Source organism: Streptomyces virginiae (assembly GCF_000720455.1).
GTDB lineage: Bacteria > Actinomycetota > Actinomycetes > Streptomycetales > Streptomycetaceae > Streptomyces > Streptomyces virginiae.
Window position 1 is genome coordinate 191,996 of record NZ_JOAK01000001.1, and the last position, 18,501, is coordinate 210,496.

Here is an 18,501-nt window from a genome sequence, read left to right on the forward strand (position 1 = left end):
CGGGCCCGCCCCCTCGAAGGGGCGGGCCCGTTTTTCGTCTGATGCTCAGAGCGGCCGCAGCGCCGGCTCCTTGCGCGCCGCACCCAGCAGCCGATCCAGTGCCAGCTCGACGTCTTCCTTCCAGGACAGGGTCGACCGCAGTTCCAGTCGCAGCCGGGGATGGGCCGGATGCGGACGTACGGTCTTGAAGCCCACCGCCAGGAGATGGTCCGCGGGCAGCAGGCAGGCAGGCCCCTCCCACCGTGCGTCCCCGAAGGCTTCGATCGCCCGGAACCCCCTGCGCAGGAGGTCCTTTGCCACCGTCTGCACCATGACCCGGCCCAGCCCCTGGCCCTGATACCCGGGCATGATCCACGCGGTGATCAGCTGAACGGCGTCCGGGGAGACGGGACTCGTCGGGAAGGCAGTGGCCCGTGGGACGTAGGCCGGTGGTGCGTACAGCACGAAGCCCACCGGAACGTCGTCCACGTAGACCACACGGCCGCAGGACCCCCACTCCAGCAGGACAGCGGAGATCCAGGCCTCCTTCTCCGTCGCCGAAGTGCCCGCCTTCACGGCGGCCTCACCGGTGACCGGGTCCAGTTCCCAGAAGACGCAGGACCGGCAACGTCGGGGCAGATCCTGGAGGTTGTCCAGCGTGAGCGGTACCAGCCGACGACCCATGACCGCATCGTATCCACTGGTCCATCGTTCTTCGACAGCAAAGCGAAGGGGCGGACCACCGGTTCACACCGGCACGATCCGCCCCTCGGCCAATCCGGAGATCACTCGCCTGCGAGGCCCTGGTCCAGCACCCGGCCCTCGCCCGGTGCCAGCGTCCCCAGAATCCGCTCCAGATCCTCCATCGAGGCGAACTCGACGGTGATCTTGCCCTTCTTCTGGCCCAGGTCCACCTTCACCCGGGTCTCGAACCGGTCCGACAGCCGTGTCGCCAGCTCGTTGAGCGCCGGCGACACCCGGGCACCGGCACGCGGCCCCTTCGGCTTGACCGCACTCGACGGCTCCGAGGCCATCAGCGTCACGATCTCCTCGACCGCACGCACCGACAGACCCTCGGCCACGATGCGATGGGCCAGCCGGTCCTGCTCCGCGGAGTCCTCCACAGACAGCAGCGCCCTCGCATGACCCGCAGAGAGCACCCCGGCGGCCACCCGGCGCTGCACGGGCGGCGACAGCTTCAGCAGTCGCAGGGTGTTCGACACCTGGGGACGCGAACGACCGATCCGGTCGGCCAGCTGGTCATGCGTGCAGTTGAAGTCCTGCAGCAGCTGGTCGTAGGCCGCAGCCTCTTCCAGCGGGTTGAGCTGAGCCCGGTGCAGGTTCTCCAGCAGCGCGTCCAGCAGGAGCTTCTCGTCGTCGGTCGCACGGATGATCGCCGGAATGGCCTCCAGTCCGGCTTCCCGACAGGCCCGCCAGCGCCGCTCACCCATGATCAGCTCATAGCGGCCGGGTGCCGACTGGCGCACCACCACCGGCTGGAGCAGACCCACCTCCTGAATGGAGGTCACCAGCTCGGCGAGCGCGTCCTCGTCGAACACCTCGCGCGGCTGCCGCGGGTTCGGCGTGATCGTGTCCATCGGCAGCTCGGCGAACATCGCTCCCGCCACCACGTTCGCCTCGGGCTCCGGAGCCGGCTCAAGACCCGCCGTCGGCTCGTCCACCGTGACGACCGCCAGCGATGTTTCACGTGAAACATCGGCCTGCGCCAACGCCGCGAGCTTCGCCGCCGCGATCCCACGCTCGGACGTCAGCTCCGGTACCGCCGTCGGCGAGGTGGTACCGACACTGCTCGCCGGCAGCGTCTTCTCCTGCGGAGCCTGCGGGATCAGTGCAGCGAGCCCCCGTCCCAGCCCTCTACGTCGCTCACTCACTGGATCCCCTCCGCCACACTCTGCGTGCTGTTCATGCCTGCGCCCAGATGGGCGTGCTGGGACTCGTACTGCATACCGACCCCCCGATACGCGATCTCTCGCGCCGCCTCCAGATAGGAGAGGGAACCGCTGGAACCCGGGTCATACGTGAGCACCGTCTGCCCATAGCTCGGCGCTTCGGAAATACGCACCGATCGGGGGATGCTCGTGCGCAGCACCTCCTTGCCGAAGTGGCTGCGCACCTCCTCCGCCACCTGCGATGCCAGCCGGGTCCTGCCGTCGTACATCGTCAGCAGGATGGTCGACACGTGCAGGGCCGGGTTGAGGTGGGCGCGCACCAGATCGACATTGCGCAGCAGCTGGCCGAGGCCCTCCAGCGCGTAGTACTCGCACTGGATCGGAATCAGCACCTCGGCGCCCGCCACCAGGGCGTTCACCGTCAGCAGTCCGAGGGAGGGCGGGCAGTCGATCAGGATGTAGTCGAGAGGCTGGTCGTACGCCTGAATCGCCCGCTGGAGCCGGCTCTCCCTCGCCACCAGAGACACCAGCTCGATCTCCGCACCCGCCAGATCGATCGTGGCCGGAGCACAGAAGAGCCCCTCCACGTCCACGACCGGCTGGACGACCTCCAGGAGAGGCCTGCTGTCCACGAGCACGTGGTAGATGGACGGCACGTCGGCGTGGTGGTCGATGCCCAGGGCGGTGGACGCGTTCCCCTGAGGGTCGAGGTCGACCACGAGGACCCGCGCCCCGTTCAGAGCCAGCGAGGCCGCCAGATTCACGGTCGTCGTGGTCTTGCCCACGCCGCCCTTCTGGTTGGCGACCACGATGACGCGGGTCTGTTCCGGGCGCGGCATGGCCGCCCCGGAGCGCCCCATGGCCTCGACCGCCAGCTGGGCGGCTCGACCGATGGGGGTCTCGTTGTCTACAAGGGGTGGGGCCGATGTTTCACGTGAAACATCCTCACCCACCGGTTCTGAGCGGGGACCGGGGACCGGGTCGGCCATCGGCCCCGCGAGGTTGGCGTCGGACCGCACGGTGTCACTCTCCTCGACATCAGGCTCGCGATGAACAGAGCCTGCCATGTCACCGGGGTCGCGAACCAGCGGGGCCCGTACTCCTGTGGATGAATCCACCGATGTGGACAACTCCGTCCCCCTTGCTTCCTTGCGCTGGAGGGGGGACGCGGCCGCACGACCGCGGCTGATGATTCCGTGCAGCAGAGAGCGACGTTTCACGTGAAACACGATGCCCGGACGGAGTCTTCAGACCTCTACGACACTCCGAAATGCATACCTATAGGGCCCAACACAGACGAAATCTCCGCATGGGCCCCACACAGCCAGAGAATCAACGACGACGACGCGACCGGCCGACCCTGGCGGCCTTAGCCCGCTTGGCCGCGAACCTCACCCCACCGGGGCTTTCTCCGACCTCGACTCGGACCACCGTCGAGAGCGGGTCCACCAGACCCTCGCCCACCTGCAGCACTGAGGTCTTCACCACACCGAGCTTCGTCAGCGCCGTCTTGGCCGACACCAGCTCCTCCTCGGCGGTGTCGCCCTTGAGCGCCAGCATCTCCCCGTACGGGCGCAACAGGGGAACGCCCCAGCCGGCCAGCCGGTCCAGCGGAGCCACCGCACGCGCCGTCACCACGTGCACCGGCTGGAGCTTGCCGAGGACCTCCTCGGCACGCCCGCGCACCACCGTGACGTGGTCGAGCCCCAGCAGCTCCACGGCCTCCTGGAGGAAGGTCGTCCGCCGCAACAGCGGTTCGAGCAGCGTGATCTTGAGATCCCGTCGCACCAGTGCCAGCGGGATGCCGGGCAGACCCGCACCGGAGCCCACGTCGCACACCGTGACGCCCTGGGGCACCACTTCCGAGAGCACTGCGCAGTTCAGCAGGTGCCTCTCCCACAGCCGGGGCACCTCACGCGGGCCGATCAGGCCGCGCTTGACTCCCGCGTCCGCGAGCAGCTCCGCATACCGCACAGCTTCCGGGAAAAACTCACCGAACACCGCGCGCGCCTCTTCGGGCGCCTCGGGAAGCTCAGCTGCCTCCGTCACGGGGACCGTCCTTCCGTACCTCGTGGTCCCGAAGACCACGTATTCAAGATGCCGCGTCGTTCACATGCCAGGCTGACAAACATCGGCCCCGCCTGCGACACAGACGGGGCCGAACACTCATGCTGGCGGTCAGGCCGGGAGCACAACGACGAAGCGCTGGGGCTCCTCGCCCTCGGACTCGCTCCGCAGACCGGCGGCCGCCACGGCGTCGTGGACGACCTTCCGCTCGAACGGGGTCATCGGAGCCAGCTTCAGCGGCTCGCCCGACGCCTTCACGTCCGCCGCCGCCTTCGCGCCCAGGGCCGCCAGCTCCTCGCGCTTCTTCGCACGGAACCCGGCGATGTCGAGCATCAGCCGGCTGCGGTCCCCGGTCTCCCGGTGGACGGCCAGACGGGTCAGCTCCTGCAGGGCCTCCAGGACCTCACCGTCGCGGCCCACGAGCTTCTGCAGGTCGCGGCTGGCGGAGTCACTGACGATCGACACCGCGGCACGGTCGGCCTCGACGTCCATGTCGATGTCGCCGTCCAGGTCTGCGATGTCCAGCAGACCCTCGAGGTAGTCGGCCGCGATCTCACCCTCCTGCTCAAGGCGGGTCAGGGTGTCGCCACTCTCAGCGGCGGCGGTGGTGGTGCCTTCCGTCACGGGAGGGACTCCTTCTTACTTCTTGGGAGAGGGCTTGCTGGGCGTCTGGCGCTGCGACTTCGTCTGCCGCTTCGGCTGCTGCCGCTTCGCGGCACCGCCGCTGGCCGCATCCGAGTCCGCCGTGGTCTCGACACTCTTGATCACGGAACCGTCCGCCTGAGCGGCCAGACCCTGCTTCGACAGAGCCGTGATGAACTTCCGCTCGTTGTCGTTGCGGTCCGGACCCTTGGCCACGATGGCAGCGACGATCTTCTTCTTGCCCCGGCCCTTGACCTCACCGTGCGAGGTGGCGTGCTTGAGCAGCCGCGTCAGGTACTGGTCCTGCGCCTTGCTGCCCGGCGTCGGGTTCTGGTTGATCACGTACATCTGCTGACCCATGGTCCAGACGTTGGTGGTCAGCCAGTAGACGAGGACACCGACGGGGAAGTTGATACCCATGACCGCGAAGATCACCGGGAAGATGTACATCAGCATCTTCTGCTGCTGCATGAAGGGAGTCTTGACCGACAGGTCGACGTTCTTCTGCATCAGCTGACGCTGGGTGTAGAACTGCGACAGCGACATCATGATGATCATGACTGCGGTCACGATCCGGACGTCCGTCAGCGTGGCCCCCAGGGCCGCGACCTTCTCCGGGCTGTCCATGAACTTCGCCGCGATCGGCGCACCGAAGATCTTGGCCGCGCGGGCGCTGTCGACCAGCTGCTGGTCCATCGCGCCGACTGCCTTGCCATCGGCGATGTTCGACAGCACGTGGTACAGCGCGAAGAAGAACGGGGACTGCGCCAGGATGGGCAGGCACGAGGAGAGCGGGTTGGTGCCCGTCTCCTTGTACAGCTTCATCATCTCTTCGGACTGGCGCTGCTTGTCGTTCTTGTAGCGCTCCTGGATCGCCTTCATCTTCGGCTGGAGCGCCTGCATACCCCGCGTCGCCTTGATCTGCTTCACGAAGAGCGGGATCAGGCAGATACGGATCAAGATCACCAGGGACACGATGGACAGGCCCCAGGCCCACCCACTGGACTCACCGAAGATCGCCCCGTACATCGAATGGAACTGGACGATGATCCACGAGACGGGGTAAGTGATAAAGCTGAACAGACTGGCAATCGTGTCCACTAATCAGGCTCCTTGAGCATTGCGAGATCTACGCAACGCACTGCGCAGCTGCTCGTGCCAACGCGGGCGTTTACGGGGTGGGACATGGTCCACACCACCCGGGGACCACGGATTGCACCGCAGGATCCGCCAGGCAGTCAGCGCTGTCCCCTTCACCGCACCATGCCGGTCGATGGCCGTGTACCCGTAGTGCGAACACGACGGGTAGTAGCGGCACACCGGCCCGAGCAGCGGACTGATCGTCCACTGGTACAGCTTGATCAAAGCGAGCAGCGGGTACTTCATCGAGCCACGCCTCCCAGGAGCCGCACCAGAGCGGCATCCAGGTCCCGGGCCAGTTCGTCGGGGCCGGCATCACCCGCTCCGGGCAACGCTCGTACCACCACCAGGCTACCGGCGGGCAGCTGTGAGAGCCGCTCGCGGACCAGATGGCGAAGGCGCCGCTTCACCCGGTTCCGTATGACGGCGTTGCCTACGGCCTTGCTGACGACGAAACCCGCACGCGACGAGGGATCGATCTCCCCCGACTCGTGCGGGTCCGTTGCACCGCTTGTACGTAGGTGTACGACGAGGAGTGGGCGACCGGCCCGGCGTCCTCGGCGTACCGCGCTCGCGAAGTCCTCGCGCCGCCTCAGCCGATTCTCGGGAGACAGCACGACGTCACGACCTGCGCGTTGTTACGCGGAAAGGGCGGCGCGGCCCTTGGAACGGCGGTTCGCGAGGATCGCGCGACCGGCGCGGGTACGCATCCGCAGGCGGAAGCCGTGGGTCTTGGCACGACGGCGGTTGTTCGGCTGGAAGGTGCGCTTGCTCACTCGGGGGCTCCAGAGAATGAATCGTTGTGGCGGGACATCGCCTGGCTGTCACCGTGCGCCCACGAGGAAACTCGCGTGTTCGCCCGAGTGGCACCGCTAATTGATCACTATCAGTGACCTTCGCCCATCGGTAGGCAGGCGGCAGCAGCCATCGACAACTCGACCTCGTTACGGTACGCGCGGCTACGCCATCCGGTCAAACCGAGCCTGCCCGACCCCGCACTGTGCACAGGCTGTGGACAACGACTTGAACCGCAGCCTCTGGCCTGACTACCGTTGCCTGACCCCGGATTTTTTGTCCCGACCGTCCCAAAGAACCACACATTCGTGGGACCCCTGTGAGAGAGCGTGCTCTGTGGCTGACGTACCTGCCGATCTTGCCGCAGTGTGGCCAAGGGTGCTCGAAAAGCTCCTCGGGGAGGGACAGCCGGGCATCGAGCCCAAGGACAAGCAGTGGGTCGAGCGGTGCCAGCCCCTGGCACTCGTCGCCGACACCGCCCTCCTGGCCGTTCCCAACGAGTGGGGCAAGCGCGTCCTCGAAGGCCGCCTCGCCCCGCTGATCAGCGACGCGCTCAGCCGCGAGTGCGGCCGCCCGATCCGGATCGCCATCACCGTGGACGACTCCGCCGGCGAGCCCGCCCCCGCCGCCCCGCCCGGCCAGCAGCCCGGCGGCTACGAGCCGTACGGCGGCCAGCGCCCCGGCGGCGGCCCCTCGGAAGAGCAGCTCCCCACGGCCCGCCCGGCCTATCCGGACTACCAGCAGCCGCGCTCCGAGCCCGGCGCGTGGCCCCGCGGCGGCCAGCAGGACGACTACGGCTGGCAGCAGCCGCGCCTGGGCGGCTTCCCCGAGCGCGACCCCTACGCCTCCCCGCAGCCGGGCTACCTCCAGCAGGCCGAACCCTCGGGCTACGACCAGCAGCAGTACGACCAGGGCTCCTTCGACCAGCAGCAGTACGAGCAGCAGCAGTACGAGCAGTCTCCGTACGAGCAGCAGAAGTCGCACCAGCCCCATCAGCCGCATCAATACGAGCAGCAGTCCTACGAGCAGCCGGCGCCCCGCCAGGCTCCCGGCCGGCCCGCGGCGCCCCCTGCGCCGTCCGGCGGCTCCACCTCGGGCCCGCTGGAGCCGACCGCCCGGCTGAACCCCAAGTACCTCTTCGACACCTTCGTCATCGGCGCGTCCAACCGCTTCGCACACGCCGCCGCGGTGGCCGTGGCCGAAGCGCCGGCGAAGGCCTACAACCCGCTCTTCATCTACGGGGAGTCGGGCCTCGGCAAGACGCACCTGCTGCACGCCATCGGGCACTACGCGCGCAGCCTCTACCCCGGCACCCGCGTGCGGTACGTGAGCTCCGAGGAGTTCACGAACGAGTTCATCAACTCGATCCGCGACGGCAAGGGCGACGCGTTCCGCAAGCGCTACCGCGAGATGGACATCCTGCTCGTCGACGACATCCAGTTCCTCGCGAGCAAGGAGTCGACGCAGGAGGAGTTCTTCCACACCTTCAACACGCTCCACAACGCAAACAAGCAGATCGTCCTCTCCTCCGACCGGCCGCCCAAGCAGCTCGTCACCCTGGAGGACCGGCTCCGCAACCGCTTCGAGTGGGGCCTGATCACGGACGTCCAGCCCCCCGAGCTGGAGACCCGGATCGCGATCCTGCGCAAGAAGGCGGTCCAGGAGCAGCTCAACGCCCCGCCGGAGGTACTGGAGTTCATCGCCTCCCGCATCTCGCGCAACATCCGCGAGCTGGAGGGGGCGCTGATCCGGGTCACGGCCTTCGCGAGCCTCAACCGCCAGCCGGTCGACCTGGGTCTCACCGAGGACGTCCTCAAGAACCTGATCCCCGGCGGCGAGGACAGCGCGCCGGAGATCACGGCCTCCGACATCATGGCGGCCACCGCGGACTACTTCGGCCTGACCGTGGACGACCTGTGCGGCTCCTCGCGCAGCCGGGTCCTGGTCACCGCCCGGCAGATCGCCATGTACCTGTGCCGGGAGCTCACCGACCTGTCGCTGCCCAAGATCGGGGCGCAGTTCGGCGGCCGCGACCACACCACGGTCATGCACGCGGACCGCAAGATCCGCGCTCTGATGGCCGAGCGGCGCTCCATCTACAACCAGGTCACCGAGCTCACCAACCGCATCAAGAACGGCTGACAGGCCCCTTCAAACACATTCAGAGGGCGCTCCCGGTCCACAACGGGGGCGCCCTTCTTCGTGCGTGCGCCCCTGACCTGTTCGAATACGCCCCCCGCGGAGCAACTCATCCACAGATTCGGCGACTTTCTTCCGTCCACACCCTGGGGACCGCCCGCGTCACCCACAATCTGTCCACAGGGGTGGCTGGTGAGGATCCATCAGGCCAGGTCAGAACCCTGTGGATTTGTGCGCAAGCGTCATCCACAGGCTGTGGACGAAAATCTCGTCCACAGCTCTTTCCACGACGTTGTCCACCGCCACCCCACAGGTTCCCTCATGCTGTGCACAGGTTCTGCAGAGTTCTCCACACCCTTGTCCACTGTTCGGCAACCCGCCACCCCCTCTCACCGCCCGGAGTGAAAGCCGTCACACGGATGTAGACGTTTGGGCTGTGGAGTACCGGGGGAAAGCTGGGGACACACCTGTGGAGTAACCGGGGGTACCTGGGGACAGCCTGTGCAGAACTTTTCGTTCTCCACAGGGACACCGGGTTGTCCACCGGTGTCACCCACAGGGCCGGTGGATAAAAAACGCGGGCTGACCTGCGACGACGGGCTTATCCACCGTTTCCACAGGCCCTACTACTACCCCCATAGAGAGTTAGCCCGGTTTCGGTTTTCAAGCAGGTCCTGTGCACAACTCGTCGGTCGCCCGTCCCGACGCCTCGCTCCCGACTTGACCGCCAGCCGCACCGAGTGTCGGCGCCGTACGTCAGACTGGTCCCCGGCATCGGTCGAGGCATCGACGAGCCGACGACGAAGGCCGGCAGACGAGCGAGCAACAGCAGGAGGCGGTTCCGGTGAAGATCCGGGTGGAGCGCGACGTACTCGCGGAGGCGGTGGCCTGGGCGGCCCGCAGCCTCCCGGCCCGGCCGCCGGTGCCCGTCCTCGCGGGCCTGCTGCTCAAGGCCGAGGACGGCACCCTGAGCCTCTCCGGCTTCGACTACGAGGTCTCGGCCCGCGTCTCGGTCGAGGCGGACGTGGAGGAGGACGGCACCGTCCTGGTCTCCGGCCGGCTCCTCGCCGACATCTGCCGCGCCCTCCCCAACCGCCCTGTGGAGATTTCCACAGACGGTGTACGGGCGACCGTGGTCTGCGGCTCCTCGCGGTTCACACTCCACACCCTGCCTGTGGAGGAGTACCCGGCACTGCCGCAGATGCCGACCGCGACCGGCACCGTGCCCGGCGAGGTCTTCGCCGCCGCCGCCAAGCAGGTCGCCACGGCCGCGGGCCGCGACGACACCCTCCCGGTGCTGACCGGTGTGCGCATCGAGATCGAGGGCGACCGCGTCACCCTGGCCTCCACCGACCGCTACCGCTTCGCGGTCCGCGAGTTCCTGTGGAAGCCGGAGAACCCGGACGCGTCGGCGGTGGCCCTGGTGCCCGCCAAGACGCTCCAGGAGATCGCCAACTCGCTGACCAGCGGTGACACGGTCACTCTGGCGCTTTCCGGCTCCGGTGCGGGCGAAGGCCTGATCGGTTTCGAGGGCGCCGGCCGCCGCACCACCACCCGGCTCCTCGAGGGCGACCTGCCCAAGTACCGGACGCTCTTCCCGACCGAGTTCAACTCCGTCGCCGTGATCGAGACCGCGCCCTTCGTCGAGGCCGTCAAGCGCGTGGCCCTGGTGGCCGAGCGCAACACCCCGGTCCGCCTGAGCTTCGAGCAGGGCGTGCTGATCCTGGAGGCCGGTTCCTCCGACGACGCACAGGCTGTGGAAAGGGTCGACGCCCAGCTGGACGGCGACGACATCTCCATCGCCTTCAACCCGACTTTCCTGCTGGACGGCCTCAGCGCGATCGCGTCCCCGGTGGCCCAGCTCAGCTTCACCACGTCGACCAAGCCCGCGCTGCTCAGCGGCCGCCCGGCGGTCGACGCGGAGGCCGACGAGGCCTACAAGTACCTGATCATGCCGGTGCGCCTGTCCGGCTGACGCTCCACCCGTCGACGCCGGGCCCGGTCTCGCACGCTGCTGCGGACCGGGCCCGGCGTCGTCCACAGGCTGGGGAGGGCGCCGGGGAAACCCGGAAAGCCGGACCGGTCGCCATGGAGCGCCCGCGGGGCCCGTCGCCACGGCCCGGCGTAGGCTCGGATCCGGTGGGCGGCCCCCGCCCGTCCCACGCGGACACGGCCGGGGCAGCCCCGGCAAAGACGGCCACAACGCTTAAGGAACCACCTGATGGAGCTTGGTCTCGTCGGTCTCGGCAAGATGGGCGGCAACATGCGCGAGCGCATCCGCCGCGCAGGCCACACCGTCATCGGATACGACCGCAACCCGGACCTCGCGGATGTCCACAGCCTGCGGGAACTTGTGGACAGCCTGCAGGCCCCCCGCGTCGTGTGGGTGATGGTCCCCGCCGGCGCGGCGACGCAGTCCACCATCGACGAGCTGGGCGAGCTGCTCTCGATCGGCGACGTCGTCGTCGACGGCGGCAACTCCCGCTGGACGGACGACGAGAAGCACGCCGAGGAGCTGGCGGCCAAGGGCATCGGCTTCGTCGACTGCGGTGTCTCCGGCGGCGTGTGGGGCCTGGAGAACGGCTACGCGCTGATGTACGGCGGCGCCAAGGACCACGTCGCCCGCGTCCAGCCGGTCTTCGACGCCCTCAAGCCCGAGGGCGAGTTCGGCGCCGTGCACGCCGGCAAGGTCGGCGCGGGCCACTTCGCGAAGATGGTCCACAACGGCATCGAGTACGCCATGATGCAGGCCTACGCCGAGGGCTGGGAGCTCCTGGAGAAGGTGGACTCGGTCACCGACGTCCGCGAGGTCTTCCGCTCCTGGCAGGAAGGCACCGTCATCCGCTCGTGGCTGCTGGACCTGGCCGTGAACGCCCTCGACGAGGACGAGCACCTGGAGCGGCTGAAGGGCTTCGCGCAGGACTCGGGCGAGGGCCGCTGGACGGTGGAGGCGGCGATCGACAACGCCGTACCGCTGCCCGCGATCACGGCGTCGCTGTTCGCGCGGTTCGCCTCGCGGCAGGACGACTCCCCGCAGATGAAGATGATCGCCGCCCTGCGCAACCAGTTCGGCGGCCACGCGGTCGAGAAGAACTAGCAGCTCAGCAGCACAGCACCACAAGAGCAGTGGAAAGCCGGGGGAGGTCGGCGCCGTATGCATGTCTCGCATCTCTCATTGGCCGACTTCCGCTCGTACGCCCGGGCCGAGGTTCCCCTCGACCCGGGCGTCACCGCTTTCGTGGGTCCCAACGGCCAGGGCAAGACCAACCTCGTCGAGGCGGTCGGCTACCTGGCCACCCTGGGCAGCCACCGCGTCTCCTCGGACGCCCCGCTCGTACGGATGGGGGCGGAGCGCGCCGTGATCCGCGCGGCCGTCACCCAGGGCGAGCGCCGGCAGCTGGTCGAGCTGGAGCTGAACCCCGGCCGCGCCAACCGGGCCCGGATCAACCGGTCCTCGCAGGTCAGGCCGCGGGACGTGCTGGGGATCGTCCGGACGGTGCTCTTCGCGCCGGAGGACCTGGCCCTGGTCAAGGGCGATCCGGGCGAGCGGCGCAAGTTCCTCGACGAGCTGGTCACGGCGCGCTCGCCGCGGATGGCGGGGGTCCGCTCGGACTACGAGCGCGTGCTCAAGCAGCGCAACACCCTGCTGAAGTCCGCGGCGATGGCCCGCCGGCACGGCGGCCGCTCGATGGACCTGTCCACCCTCGACGTGTGGGACCAGCACCTCGCGCGCGCCGGCGCGGAGCTGCTGGCGCAGCGCCTCGACCTGATCGCGACGCTGCTGCCGCTGGCGGACAAGGCGTACGAGCAGCTCGCGCCCGGCGGCGGCCCGCTGGGGCTGGCGTACAAGTGCTCGGCCGGCGAGAGCGTCGACAGCGGCGCGGCGCGCACCCGCGAGGCCCTGTACGAGGTGCTCCTGGCCGCTCTCGGCGAGGTGCGCAAGCAGGAGATCGAGCGCGGCGTGACCCTGGTCGGCCCGCACCGCGACGACGTGGCCCTGCGGCTGGGGGAGCTGCCCGCCAAGGGCTACGCCAGTCACGGCGAGTCCTGGTCGTACGCGCTGGCGCTGCGGCTGGCCTCCTACGAGCTGCTGCGCTCGGAGGGCAGTGAGCCCGTGCTGATCCTGGACGACGTGTTCGCGGAACTGGACGCGCGGCGCCGGGAGCGGCTGGCGGAGCTGGTCGCGCCGGGCGAGCAGGTGCTGGTGACGGCGGCCGTGGACGACGACGTCCCGGGGGTGCTGGTGGGAGCCCGGTTCGGGGTGTCCGGCGGTGAGGTGACCCGGTTGTGAACGAGAACGGCAAGGATCCGCGGCACGGCAAGGAGCCCCAGCAGGGCCGCAAGGCTCCGGAGGCATCCGGGGTGGACCTGGCCCGCCAGGCCCTGGCGGCGGCGCGCGAGCAGGCGCGGGCCCGGGGCAACGCGGCGGGCGGCCGCAAGCGCCAGCAGCAGCCGGGGCTGCGGTCGGGCGCCCGCGCGGACGGCCGGGACCCGATGCCGCTGATGGCGGCGCTGGACCGGCTGCGCACCGAGCGCGGGTGGGAGATGCCGATGGCGGTGGCGGGCGTGATGGAGCGCTGGCCGGAGATCGTCGGCCCCGAGATCGCGGCGCACTGTGAACCGCAGCGGTACGAGAACCGTGAGCTGGTCGTGAGGTGCGACTCCTCGGCGTGGGCGGCGCAGCTGAAGCTGCTGGCCCCGCAGCTGGTGGCGCGGCTGAACGCGGATCTGGGCCAGGGCACGGTCCGGCTGATCAAGGTGCAGGGACCGGGCGGACGCCCGAAGGGGTACGGGCCCTGGCGGGCTCCGGGGAGCACCGGACCCGGTGACACCTACGGGTGAGTAGCACCCGCGGGCCGCTGTCGTGCCCGCGTCGGCGGGTGGCGTCCCTCACGGTAGCCGGAGGTTGACAGGCCGAAGCGCTGGGTGCCCGTGTGAGCCTCTTTGAGCCCCTCCCCGGATGTGGGGAGTCGGAGAGAGGAGGTTCAGGGCGGCACATGCGGACTCAGGTACCGGCAAACCCCCATTCATGTCCGTGGTACCGGTAGACTGAGGGAAATCCCGCCCATTTGCGGGATCACGCAGACAACGCAGATCGACGCGGCCGCTCCGCTGGCGCACTCGCTGGGTCCGGAGTACGGGCTGCGCTGTGCCAGAAAGGGCGCTTCGTGGCCGATTCCGGCGACTCCAACGAGAAGAATTACGACGCCAGTGCGATCCAGGTCCTCGAGGGCCTGGACGCGGTCCGCAAGCGGCCGGGTATGTACATCGGCTCGACGGGTGAGCGTGGTCTGCACCACCTCGTCTACGAGGTCGTCGACAACTCGGTCGACGAGGCGCTGGCCGGGCACGCGGACACCATCGACGTGACGATCCTCGCCGACGGCGGGGTGCGCGTCGTGGACAACGGCCGCGGTATCCCGGTCGGCATCGTTCCGTCCGAGGGGAAGCCGGCCCTCGAGGTCGTCCTGACGGTCCTGCACGCGGGCGGCAAGTTCGGCGGCGGCGGCTACGCCGTCTCCGGCGGTCTGCACGGTGTCGGCGTCTCCGTCGTGAACGCCCTGTCGACCAAGGTCGCGGTCGAGGTCAAGACGGACGGCCACCGCTGGACCCAGGACTACAAGCTGGGCGTTCCGACGGCCCCGCTGGCCAAGAACGAGGAGACGGCGGAGACCGGCACCTCGGTCACCTTCTGGGCCGACGGCGACATCTTCGAGACGACCGAGTACTCCTTCGAGACGCTGTCGCGGCGCTTCCAGGAGATGGCCTTCCTCAACAAGGGCCTGACCCTGTCGCTGACGGACGAGCGCGAGTCGGCGAAGGCGACGGCGGGCGCCGACGACCCGGACGCGGACACGGCCGAGCCCCAGGCGCGCACGGTGAAGTACTACTACGAGGGCGGCATCGTCGACTTCGTGAAGTACCTCAACTCGCGCAAGGGCGAGCTGATCCACCCCACCGTCATCGACGTGGAGGCCGAGGACAAGGAGCGCATGCTCTCGGTCGAGATCGCGATGCAGTGGAACTCGCAGTACACCGAGGGTGTCTACTCCTTCGCGAACACGATCCACACGCACGAGGGCGGTACCCACGAGGAGGGCTTCCGCGCGGCGCTGACCGGTCTGGTCAACCGCTACGCGCGTGACAAGAAGCTGCTCCGCGAGAAGGACGACAACCTCGCCGGCGAGGACATCCGCGAGGGTCTGACGGCGATCATCTCGGTCAAGCTGGGCGAGCCGCAGTTCGAGGGCCAGACGAAGACCAAGCTGGGCAACACGGAGGCCAAGACCTTCGTGCAGAAGGTCGTCCACGAGCACCTGAACGACTGGTTCGACCGCAACCCGGTCGAGGCCGCGGACATCGTCCGCAAGTCGATCCAGGCGGCCACGGCGCGCGTCGCGGCCCGCAAGGCCCGCGACCTCACCCGTCGCAAGGGCCTGCTGGAGAGCGCCTCGCTGCCGGGCAAGCTGTCCGACTGCCAGTCGAACGACCCGACCAAGTGCGAGATCTTCATCGTCGAGGGTGACTCCGCCGGCGGTTCGGCGAAGTCCGGCCGCAACCCGATGTACCAGGCCATCCTGCCGATCCGCGGCAAGATCCTGAACGTCGAGAAGGCGCGCATCGACAAGATCCTGCAGAACACCGAGGTCCAGGCGCTGATCAGCGCCTTCGGCACCGGTGTGCACGAGGACTTCGACATCGAGAAGCTCCGCTATCACAAGATCATCCTGATGGCGGACGCCGACGTCGACGGCCAGCACATCAACACCCTGCTGCTGACCTTCCTCTTCCGCTTCATGCGGCCGCTGGTCGAGGCCGGTCACGTGTACCTGTCCCGTCCGCCGCTCTACAAGATCAAGTGGGGCCGCGACGACTTCGAGTACGCGTACTCGGACCGCGAGCGCGACGCGCTGGTGGAGCTCGGCAAGCAGAACGGCAAGCGGATCAAGGAAGACTCGATCCAGCGCTTCAAGGGTCTGGGCGAGATGAACGCCGAGGAACTGCGCGTCACCACCATGGACGTGGACCACCGTGTCCTCGGCCAGGTCACCCTCGACGACGCGGCGCAGGCCGACGACCTGTTCTCGGTGCTGATGGGTGAGGACGTCGAGGCGCGGCGCTCCTTCATCCAGCGCAACGCCAAGGACGTCCGCTTCCTCGACATCTGAGTCGGCTCCGCTGACCGCCGCCTGAAAGGACTTCTGACCAGCAATGGCCGACGAAACCACCCCCACCGCAGAGAACCCCGCGGAGGAGCAGCCCGTGCTGCGCATCGAGCCCGTCGGGCTCGAGACGGAGATGCAGCGCTCCTACCTCGACTACGCGATGTCCGTCATCGTCTCGCGCGCCCTGCCGGACGTGCGCGACGGCCTCAAGCCGGTGCACCGCCGCGTGCTGTACGCGATGTACGACGGCGGCTACCGGCCCGAGAAGGGCTTCTACAAGTGCGCCCGCGTCGTCGGCGACGTCATGGGCACCTACCACCCGCACGGTGACAGCTCCATCTACGACGCCCTGGTCCGCCTGGCCCAGCCGTGGTCGATGCGCATGCCGCTGGTGGACTCCAACGGCAACTTCGGCTCCCCGGGCAACGACCCGGCGGCCGCGATGCGCTACACCGAGTGCAAGCTCATGCCGCTGGCCATGGAGATGCTCCGGGACATCGACGAGGAGACCGTCGACTTCCAGGACAACTACGACGGCCGCAACCAGGAGCCCACGGTCCTGCCGGCGCGCTTCCCGAACCTGCTGATCAACGGCAGCGCCGGCATCGCGGTCGGCATGGCCACCAACATCCCGCCGCACAACCTCCGCGAGGTCGCGGACGGCGCGCAGTGGTACCTGGCCAACCCGGAGGCCTCGCACGAGGAGCTCCAGGACGCGCTCATCGAGCGGATCAAGGGCCCGGACTTCCCGACCGGCGCCCTGGTCGTGGGCCGCAAGGGCATCGAGGAGGCGTACCGGACCGGTCGCGGCTCCATCACGATGCGCGCGGTGGTGGAGGTCGAGGAGATCCAGAACCGCCAGTGCCTGGTGGTCACGGAACTCCCGTACCAGACCAACCCCGACAACCTCGCGCAGAAGATCGCGGACCTGGTCAAGGACGGCAAGGTCGGCGGCATCGCCGACGTCCGTGACGAGACCTCCTCGCGGACCGGCCAGCGCCTGGTGATCGTCCTCAAGCGCGACGCCGTCGCCAAGGTCGTGCTGAACAACCTCTACAAGCACACCGACCTGCAGACGAACTTCGGCGCCAACATGCTGGCGCTGGTGGACGGCGTGCCGCGCACGCTGTCGATCGACGCCTTCATCCGCCACTGGGTGACGCACCAGATCGAGGTCATCGTCCGGCGCACGCGCTTCCGCCTGCGCAAGGCGGAGGAGCGCGCGCACATCCTGCGCGGTCTGCTGAAGGCGCTGGACGCGATCGACGAGGTCATCGCCCTGATCCGGCGCAGCAACACGGTCGAGATCGCGCGCGAGGGCCTGATGGGCCTCCTGGAGATCGACGAGATCCAGGCCAACGCGATCCTGGAGATGCAGCTCCGCCGCCTCGCGGCCCTGGAGCGCCAGAAGATCGTCGCCGAGCACGACGAACTCCAGGCCAAGATCAACGAGTACAACGCGATCCTGGCCTCGGAGGAGCGCCAGCGCTCGATCGTCAGCGAGGAACTGGCGGCGATCGTCGAGAAGTTCGGCGACGACCGGCGCTCGAAGCTGGTGCCCTTCGACGGCGACATGTCCATCGAGGACCTGATCGCCGAAGAGGACATCGTCGTCACGATCACGCACGGCGGCTACGTCAAGCGCACCAAGACCGAGGACTACCGTTCGCAGAAGCGCGGCGGCAAGGGCGTGCGCGGCACGAAGCTGAAGCAGGACGACCTGGTCGACCACTTCTTCGTCTCCACCACGCACCACTGGCTGCTGTTCTTCACGAACAAGGGCCGCGTCTACCGGTCCAAGGCGTACGAGCTGCCGGACGCCGGCCGTGACGCCCGCGGGCAGCACGTGGCGAACCTGCTGGCCTTCCAGCCGGACGAGAAGATCGCCCAGATCCTCGCGATCCGCGACTACGAGGCGGCGCCCTACCTGATCCTGGCCACCAAGGGCGGCCTGGTGAAGAAGACGGCGCTGAAGGACTACGACTCCCCCCGATCGGGTGGCGTGATCGCGATCAACCTCCGGGAGACCGAGGACGGCAGCGACGACGAGCTGATCGGCGCCGAGCTGGTGTCCGCCGAGGACGACCTGCTGCTGATCAGCAAGAAGGCGCAGTCGATCCGCTTCACGGCGACCGACGACGCGCTGCGCCCGATGGGCCGTGCGACGTCGGGTGTGAAGGGCATGAGTTTCCGTGAAGGAGACGAACTGCTCTCCATGAGCGTGGTCCGGCCCGGTACGTTCGTCTTCACCGCGACCGACGGCGGCTACGCCAAGCGGACGCCGGTCGACGAGTACCGCGTCCAGGGTCGTGGCGGTCTGGGCATCAAGGCCGCGAAGATCGTGGAGGACCGCGGGTCGCTCGTCGGGGCGCTCGTGGTGGACGAAACGGACGAGATTCTCGCCATCACGCTCAGCGGTGGTGTGATTCGTACGCGCGTCAATGAAGTCAGGGAGACCGGCCGTGACACCATGGGCGTCCAGCTGATCAACCTGGGCAAGCGCGATGCCGTGGTCGGCATCGCCCGTAACGCCGAGGCCGGTCAGGAAGCTGACGAGGTCGAGGTCGACGAGAACGAGACCGAGGCGGCCGACGCACCGGCCGCCGAGGCCGCCGAGGGCACGCAGCCTTCGGCCGGGGAGCACGAGGAGTAAGTCGTGAGTG

At 68.5% G+C, this 18,501-nt stretch carries 16 protein-coding genes; 7 read left to right on the forward strand and 9 right to left on the reverse strand.

Features of this window, described 5'->3' with window-relative positions:
- Positions 1–45: 45 nt before the first annotated feature.
- From IG86_RS0100945 to rpmH, 9 genes are all read right to left on the reverse strand, one after another.
- The gene (locus tag IG86_RS0100945; protein ID WP_030647469.1) at positions 46–663 is read right to left on the reverse strand and encodes a GNAT family N-acetyltransferase; all 618 of its coding nucleotides are present in this window, start codon (positions 661–663) and stop codon (positions 46–48) included.
- Positions 664–764: 101 nt separating this feature from the next.
- Complete coding sequence (locus IG86_RS0100950) at positions 765–1,871, reverse strand: ParB/RepB/Spo0J family partition protein (RefSeq protein WP_030893996.1); 1,107 nt, start codon at positions 1,869–1,871, stop codon at positions 765–767.
- On the reverse strand, positions 1,868–2,956 hold the full coding sequence (locus tag IG86_RS0100955) for a ParA family protein (protein WP_078905759.1): 1,089 nt from the start codon (positions 2,954–2,956) through the stop codon (positions 1,868–1,870). The genes IG86_RS0100950 and IG86_RS0100955 overlap by 4 nt, the downstream gene beginning before the upstream one ends.
- A gap of 265 nt (positions 2,957–3,221) precedes the next feature.
- Complete coding sequence (gene rsmG, locus IG86_RS0100960) at positions 3,222–3,938, reverse strand: 16S rRNA (guanine(527)-N(7))-methyltransferase RsmG (protein ID WP_030817076.1); 717 nt, start codon at positions 3,936–3,938, stop codon at positions 3,222–3,224.
- A gap of 129 nt (positions 3,939–4,067) precedes the next feature.
- Positions 4,068–4,580 (reverse strand): Jag family protein, encoded by a 513-nt coding sequence (locus tag IG86_RS0100965; RefSeq protein WP_030025736.1) that lies wholly within the window; start codon positions 4,578–4,580, stop codon positions 4,068–4,070.
- Between the two features lie 15 nt (positions 4,581–4,595).
- The gene (gene yidC / locus IG86_RS0100970) at positions 4,596–5,699 is read right to left on the reverse strand and encodes a membrane protein insertase YidC (RefSeq protein ID WP_030647479.1); all 1,104 of its coding nucleotides are present in this window, start codon (positions 5,697–5,699) and stop codon (positions 4,596–4,598) included.
- A 3-nt stretch (positions 5,700–5,702) separates the two neighbouring features.
- A complete protein-coding gene (gene yidD / locus IG86_RS40710; RefSeq protein WP_076043740.1) occupies positions 5,703–5,984 on the reverse strand; it encodes a membrane protein insertion efficiency factor YidD in 282 nt (93 codons plus the stop codon).
- Complete coding sequence (gene rnpA / locus IG86_RS40715) at positions 5,981–6,355, reverse strand: ribonuclease P protein component (protein ID WP_078848045.1); 375 nt, start codon at positions 6,353–6,355, stop codon at positions 5,981–5,983. Before rnpA ends, yidD begins: the two co-directional genes overlap by 4 nt.
- A gap of 21 nt (positions 6,356–6,376) precedes the next feature.
- A complete protein-coding gene (gene rpmH, locus IG86_RS0100975; protein ID WP_018547628.1) occupies positions 6,377–6,514 on the reverse strand; it encodes a 50S ribosomal protein L34 in 138 nt (45 codons plus the stop codon).
- Between the two features lie 355 nt (positions 6,515–6,869).
- Here rpmH and dnaA point away from each other — a divergent pair, with 355 nt between their 5' ends.
- From dnaA to gyrA, 7 genes are all read left to right on the forward strand, one after another.
- Entirely contained in the window at positions 6,870–8,675 is a 1,806-nt protein-coding gene (dnaA, locus tag IG86_RS0100980) for a chromosomal replication initiator protein DnaA (protein WP_078905760.1), read from the forward strand.
- Between the two features lie 841 nt (positions 8,676–9,516).
- Positions 9,517–10,647, forward strand: a complete 1,131-nt coding sequence (dnaN, locus tag IG86_RS0100985) for a DNA polymerase III subunit beta (RefSeq protein ID WP_030647489.1) — start codon at positions 9,517–9,519, stop codon at positions 10,645–10,647.
- A 246-nt stretch (positions 10,648–10,893) separates the two neighbouring features.
- Positions 10,894–11,769, forward strand: a complete 876-nt coding sequence (gene gnd, locus IG86_RS0100990) for a phosphogluconate dehydrogenase (NAD(+)-dependent, decarboxylating) (protein WP_030817087.1) — start codon at positions 10,894–10,896, stop codon at positions 11,767–11,769.
- Positions 11,770–11,826: 57 nt separating this feature from the next.
- Positions 11,827–12,963 carry a DNA replication/repair protein RecF gene (recF, locus tag IG86_RS0100995; RefSeq protein ID WP_030647495.1) on the forward strand — a complete coding sequence of 379 codons (1,137 nt, stop codon included), beginning with the start codon at positions 11,827–11,829 and terminating at the stop codon, positions 12,961–12,963.
- The gene (locus tag IG86_RS0101000; RefSeq protein WP_030894010.1) at positions 12,960–13,514 is read left to right on the forward strand and encodes a DciA family protein; all 555 of its coding nucleotides are present in this window, start codon (positions 12,960–12,962) and stop codon (positions 13,512–13,514) included. The genes recF and IG86_RS0101000 overlap by 4 nt, the downstream gene beginning before the upstream one ends.
- 305 nt (positions 13,515–13,819) lie before the next feature.
- Complete coding sequence (gene gyrB, locus IG86_RS0101005; protein WP_030817092.1) at positions 13,820–15,841, forward strand: DNA topoisomerase (ATP-hydrolyzing) subunit B; 2,022 nt, start codon at positions 13,820–13,822, stop codon at positions 15,839–15,841.
- Between the two features lie 43 nt (positions 15,842–15,884).
- Positions 15,885–18,491, forward strand: a complete 2,607-nt coding sequence (gyrA, locus tag IG86_RS0101010) for a DNA gyrase subunit A (protein ID WP_030647504.1) — start codon at positions 15,885–15,887, stop codon at positions 18,489–18,491.
- Positions 18,492–18,501 lie beyond the last annotated feature (10 nt).

What these genes read in the sequence shown, in the direction of transcription:
- gyrA (WP_030647504.1), top strand. Translation starts at nt 15,885, where the DNA reads ATGGCCGACGAAACCACCCCCACCGCAGAGAACCCCGCGGAGGAGCAG.
- IG86_RS0100945 (WP_030647469.1), bottom strand. Translation starts at nt 663, where the DNA reads ATGGGTCGTCGGCTGGTACCGCTCACGCTGGACAACCTCCAGGATCTG.
- yidD (WP_076043740.1), bottom strand. Translation starts at nt 5,984, where the DNA reads ATGAAGTACCCGCTGCTCGCTTTGATCAAGCTGTACCAGTGGACGATC.
- gnd (WP_030817087.1), top strand. Translation starts at nt 10,894, where the DNA reads ATGGAGCTTGGTCTCGTCGGTCTCGGCAAGATGGGCGGCAACATGCGC.
- recF (WP_030647495.1), top strand. Translation starts at nt 11,827, where the DNA reads ATGCATGTCTCGCATCTCTCATTGGCCGACTTCCGCTCGTACGCCCGG.
- IG86_RS0100955 (WP_078905759.1), bottom strand. Translation starts at nt 2,956, where the DNA reads ATGGCAGGCTCTGTTCATCGCGAGCCTGATGTCGAGGAGAGTGACACC.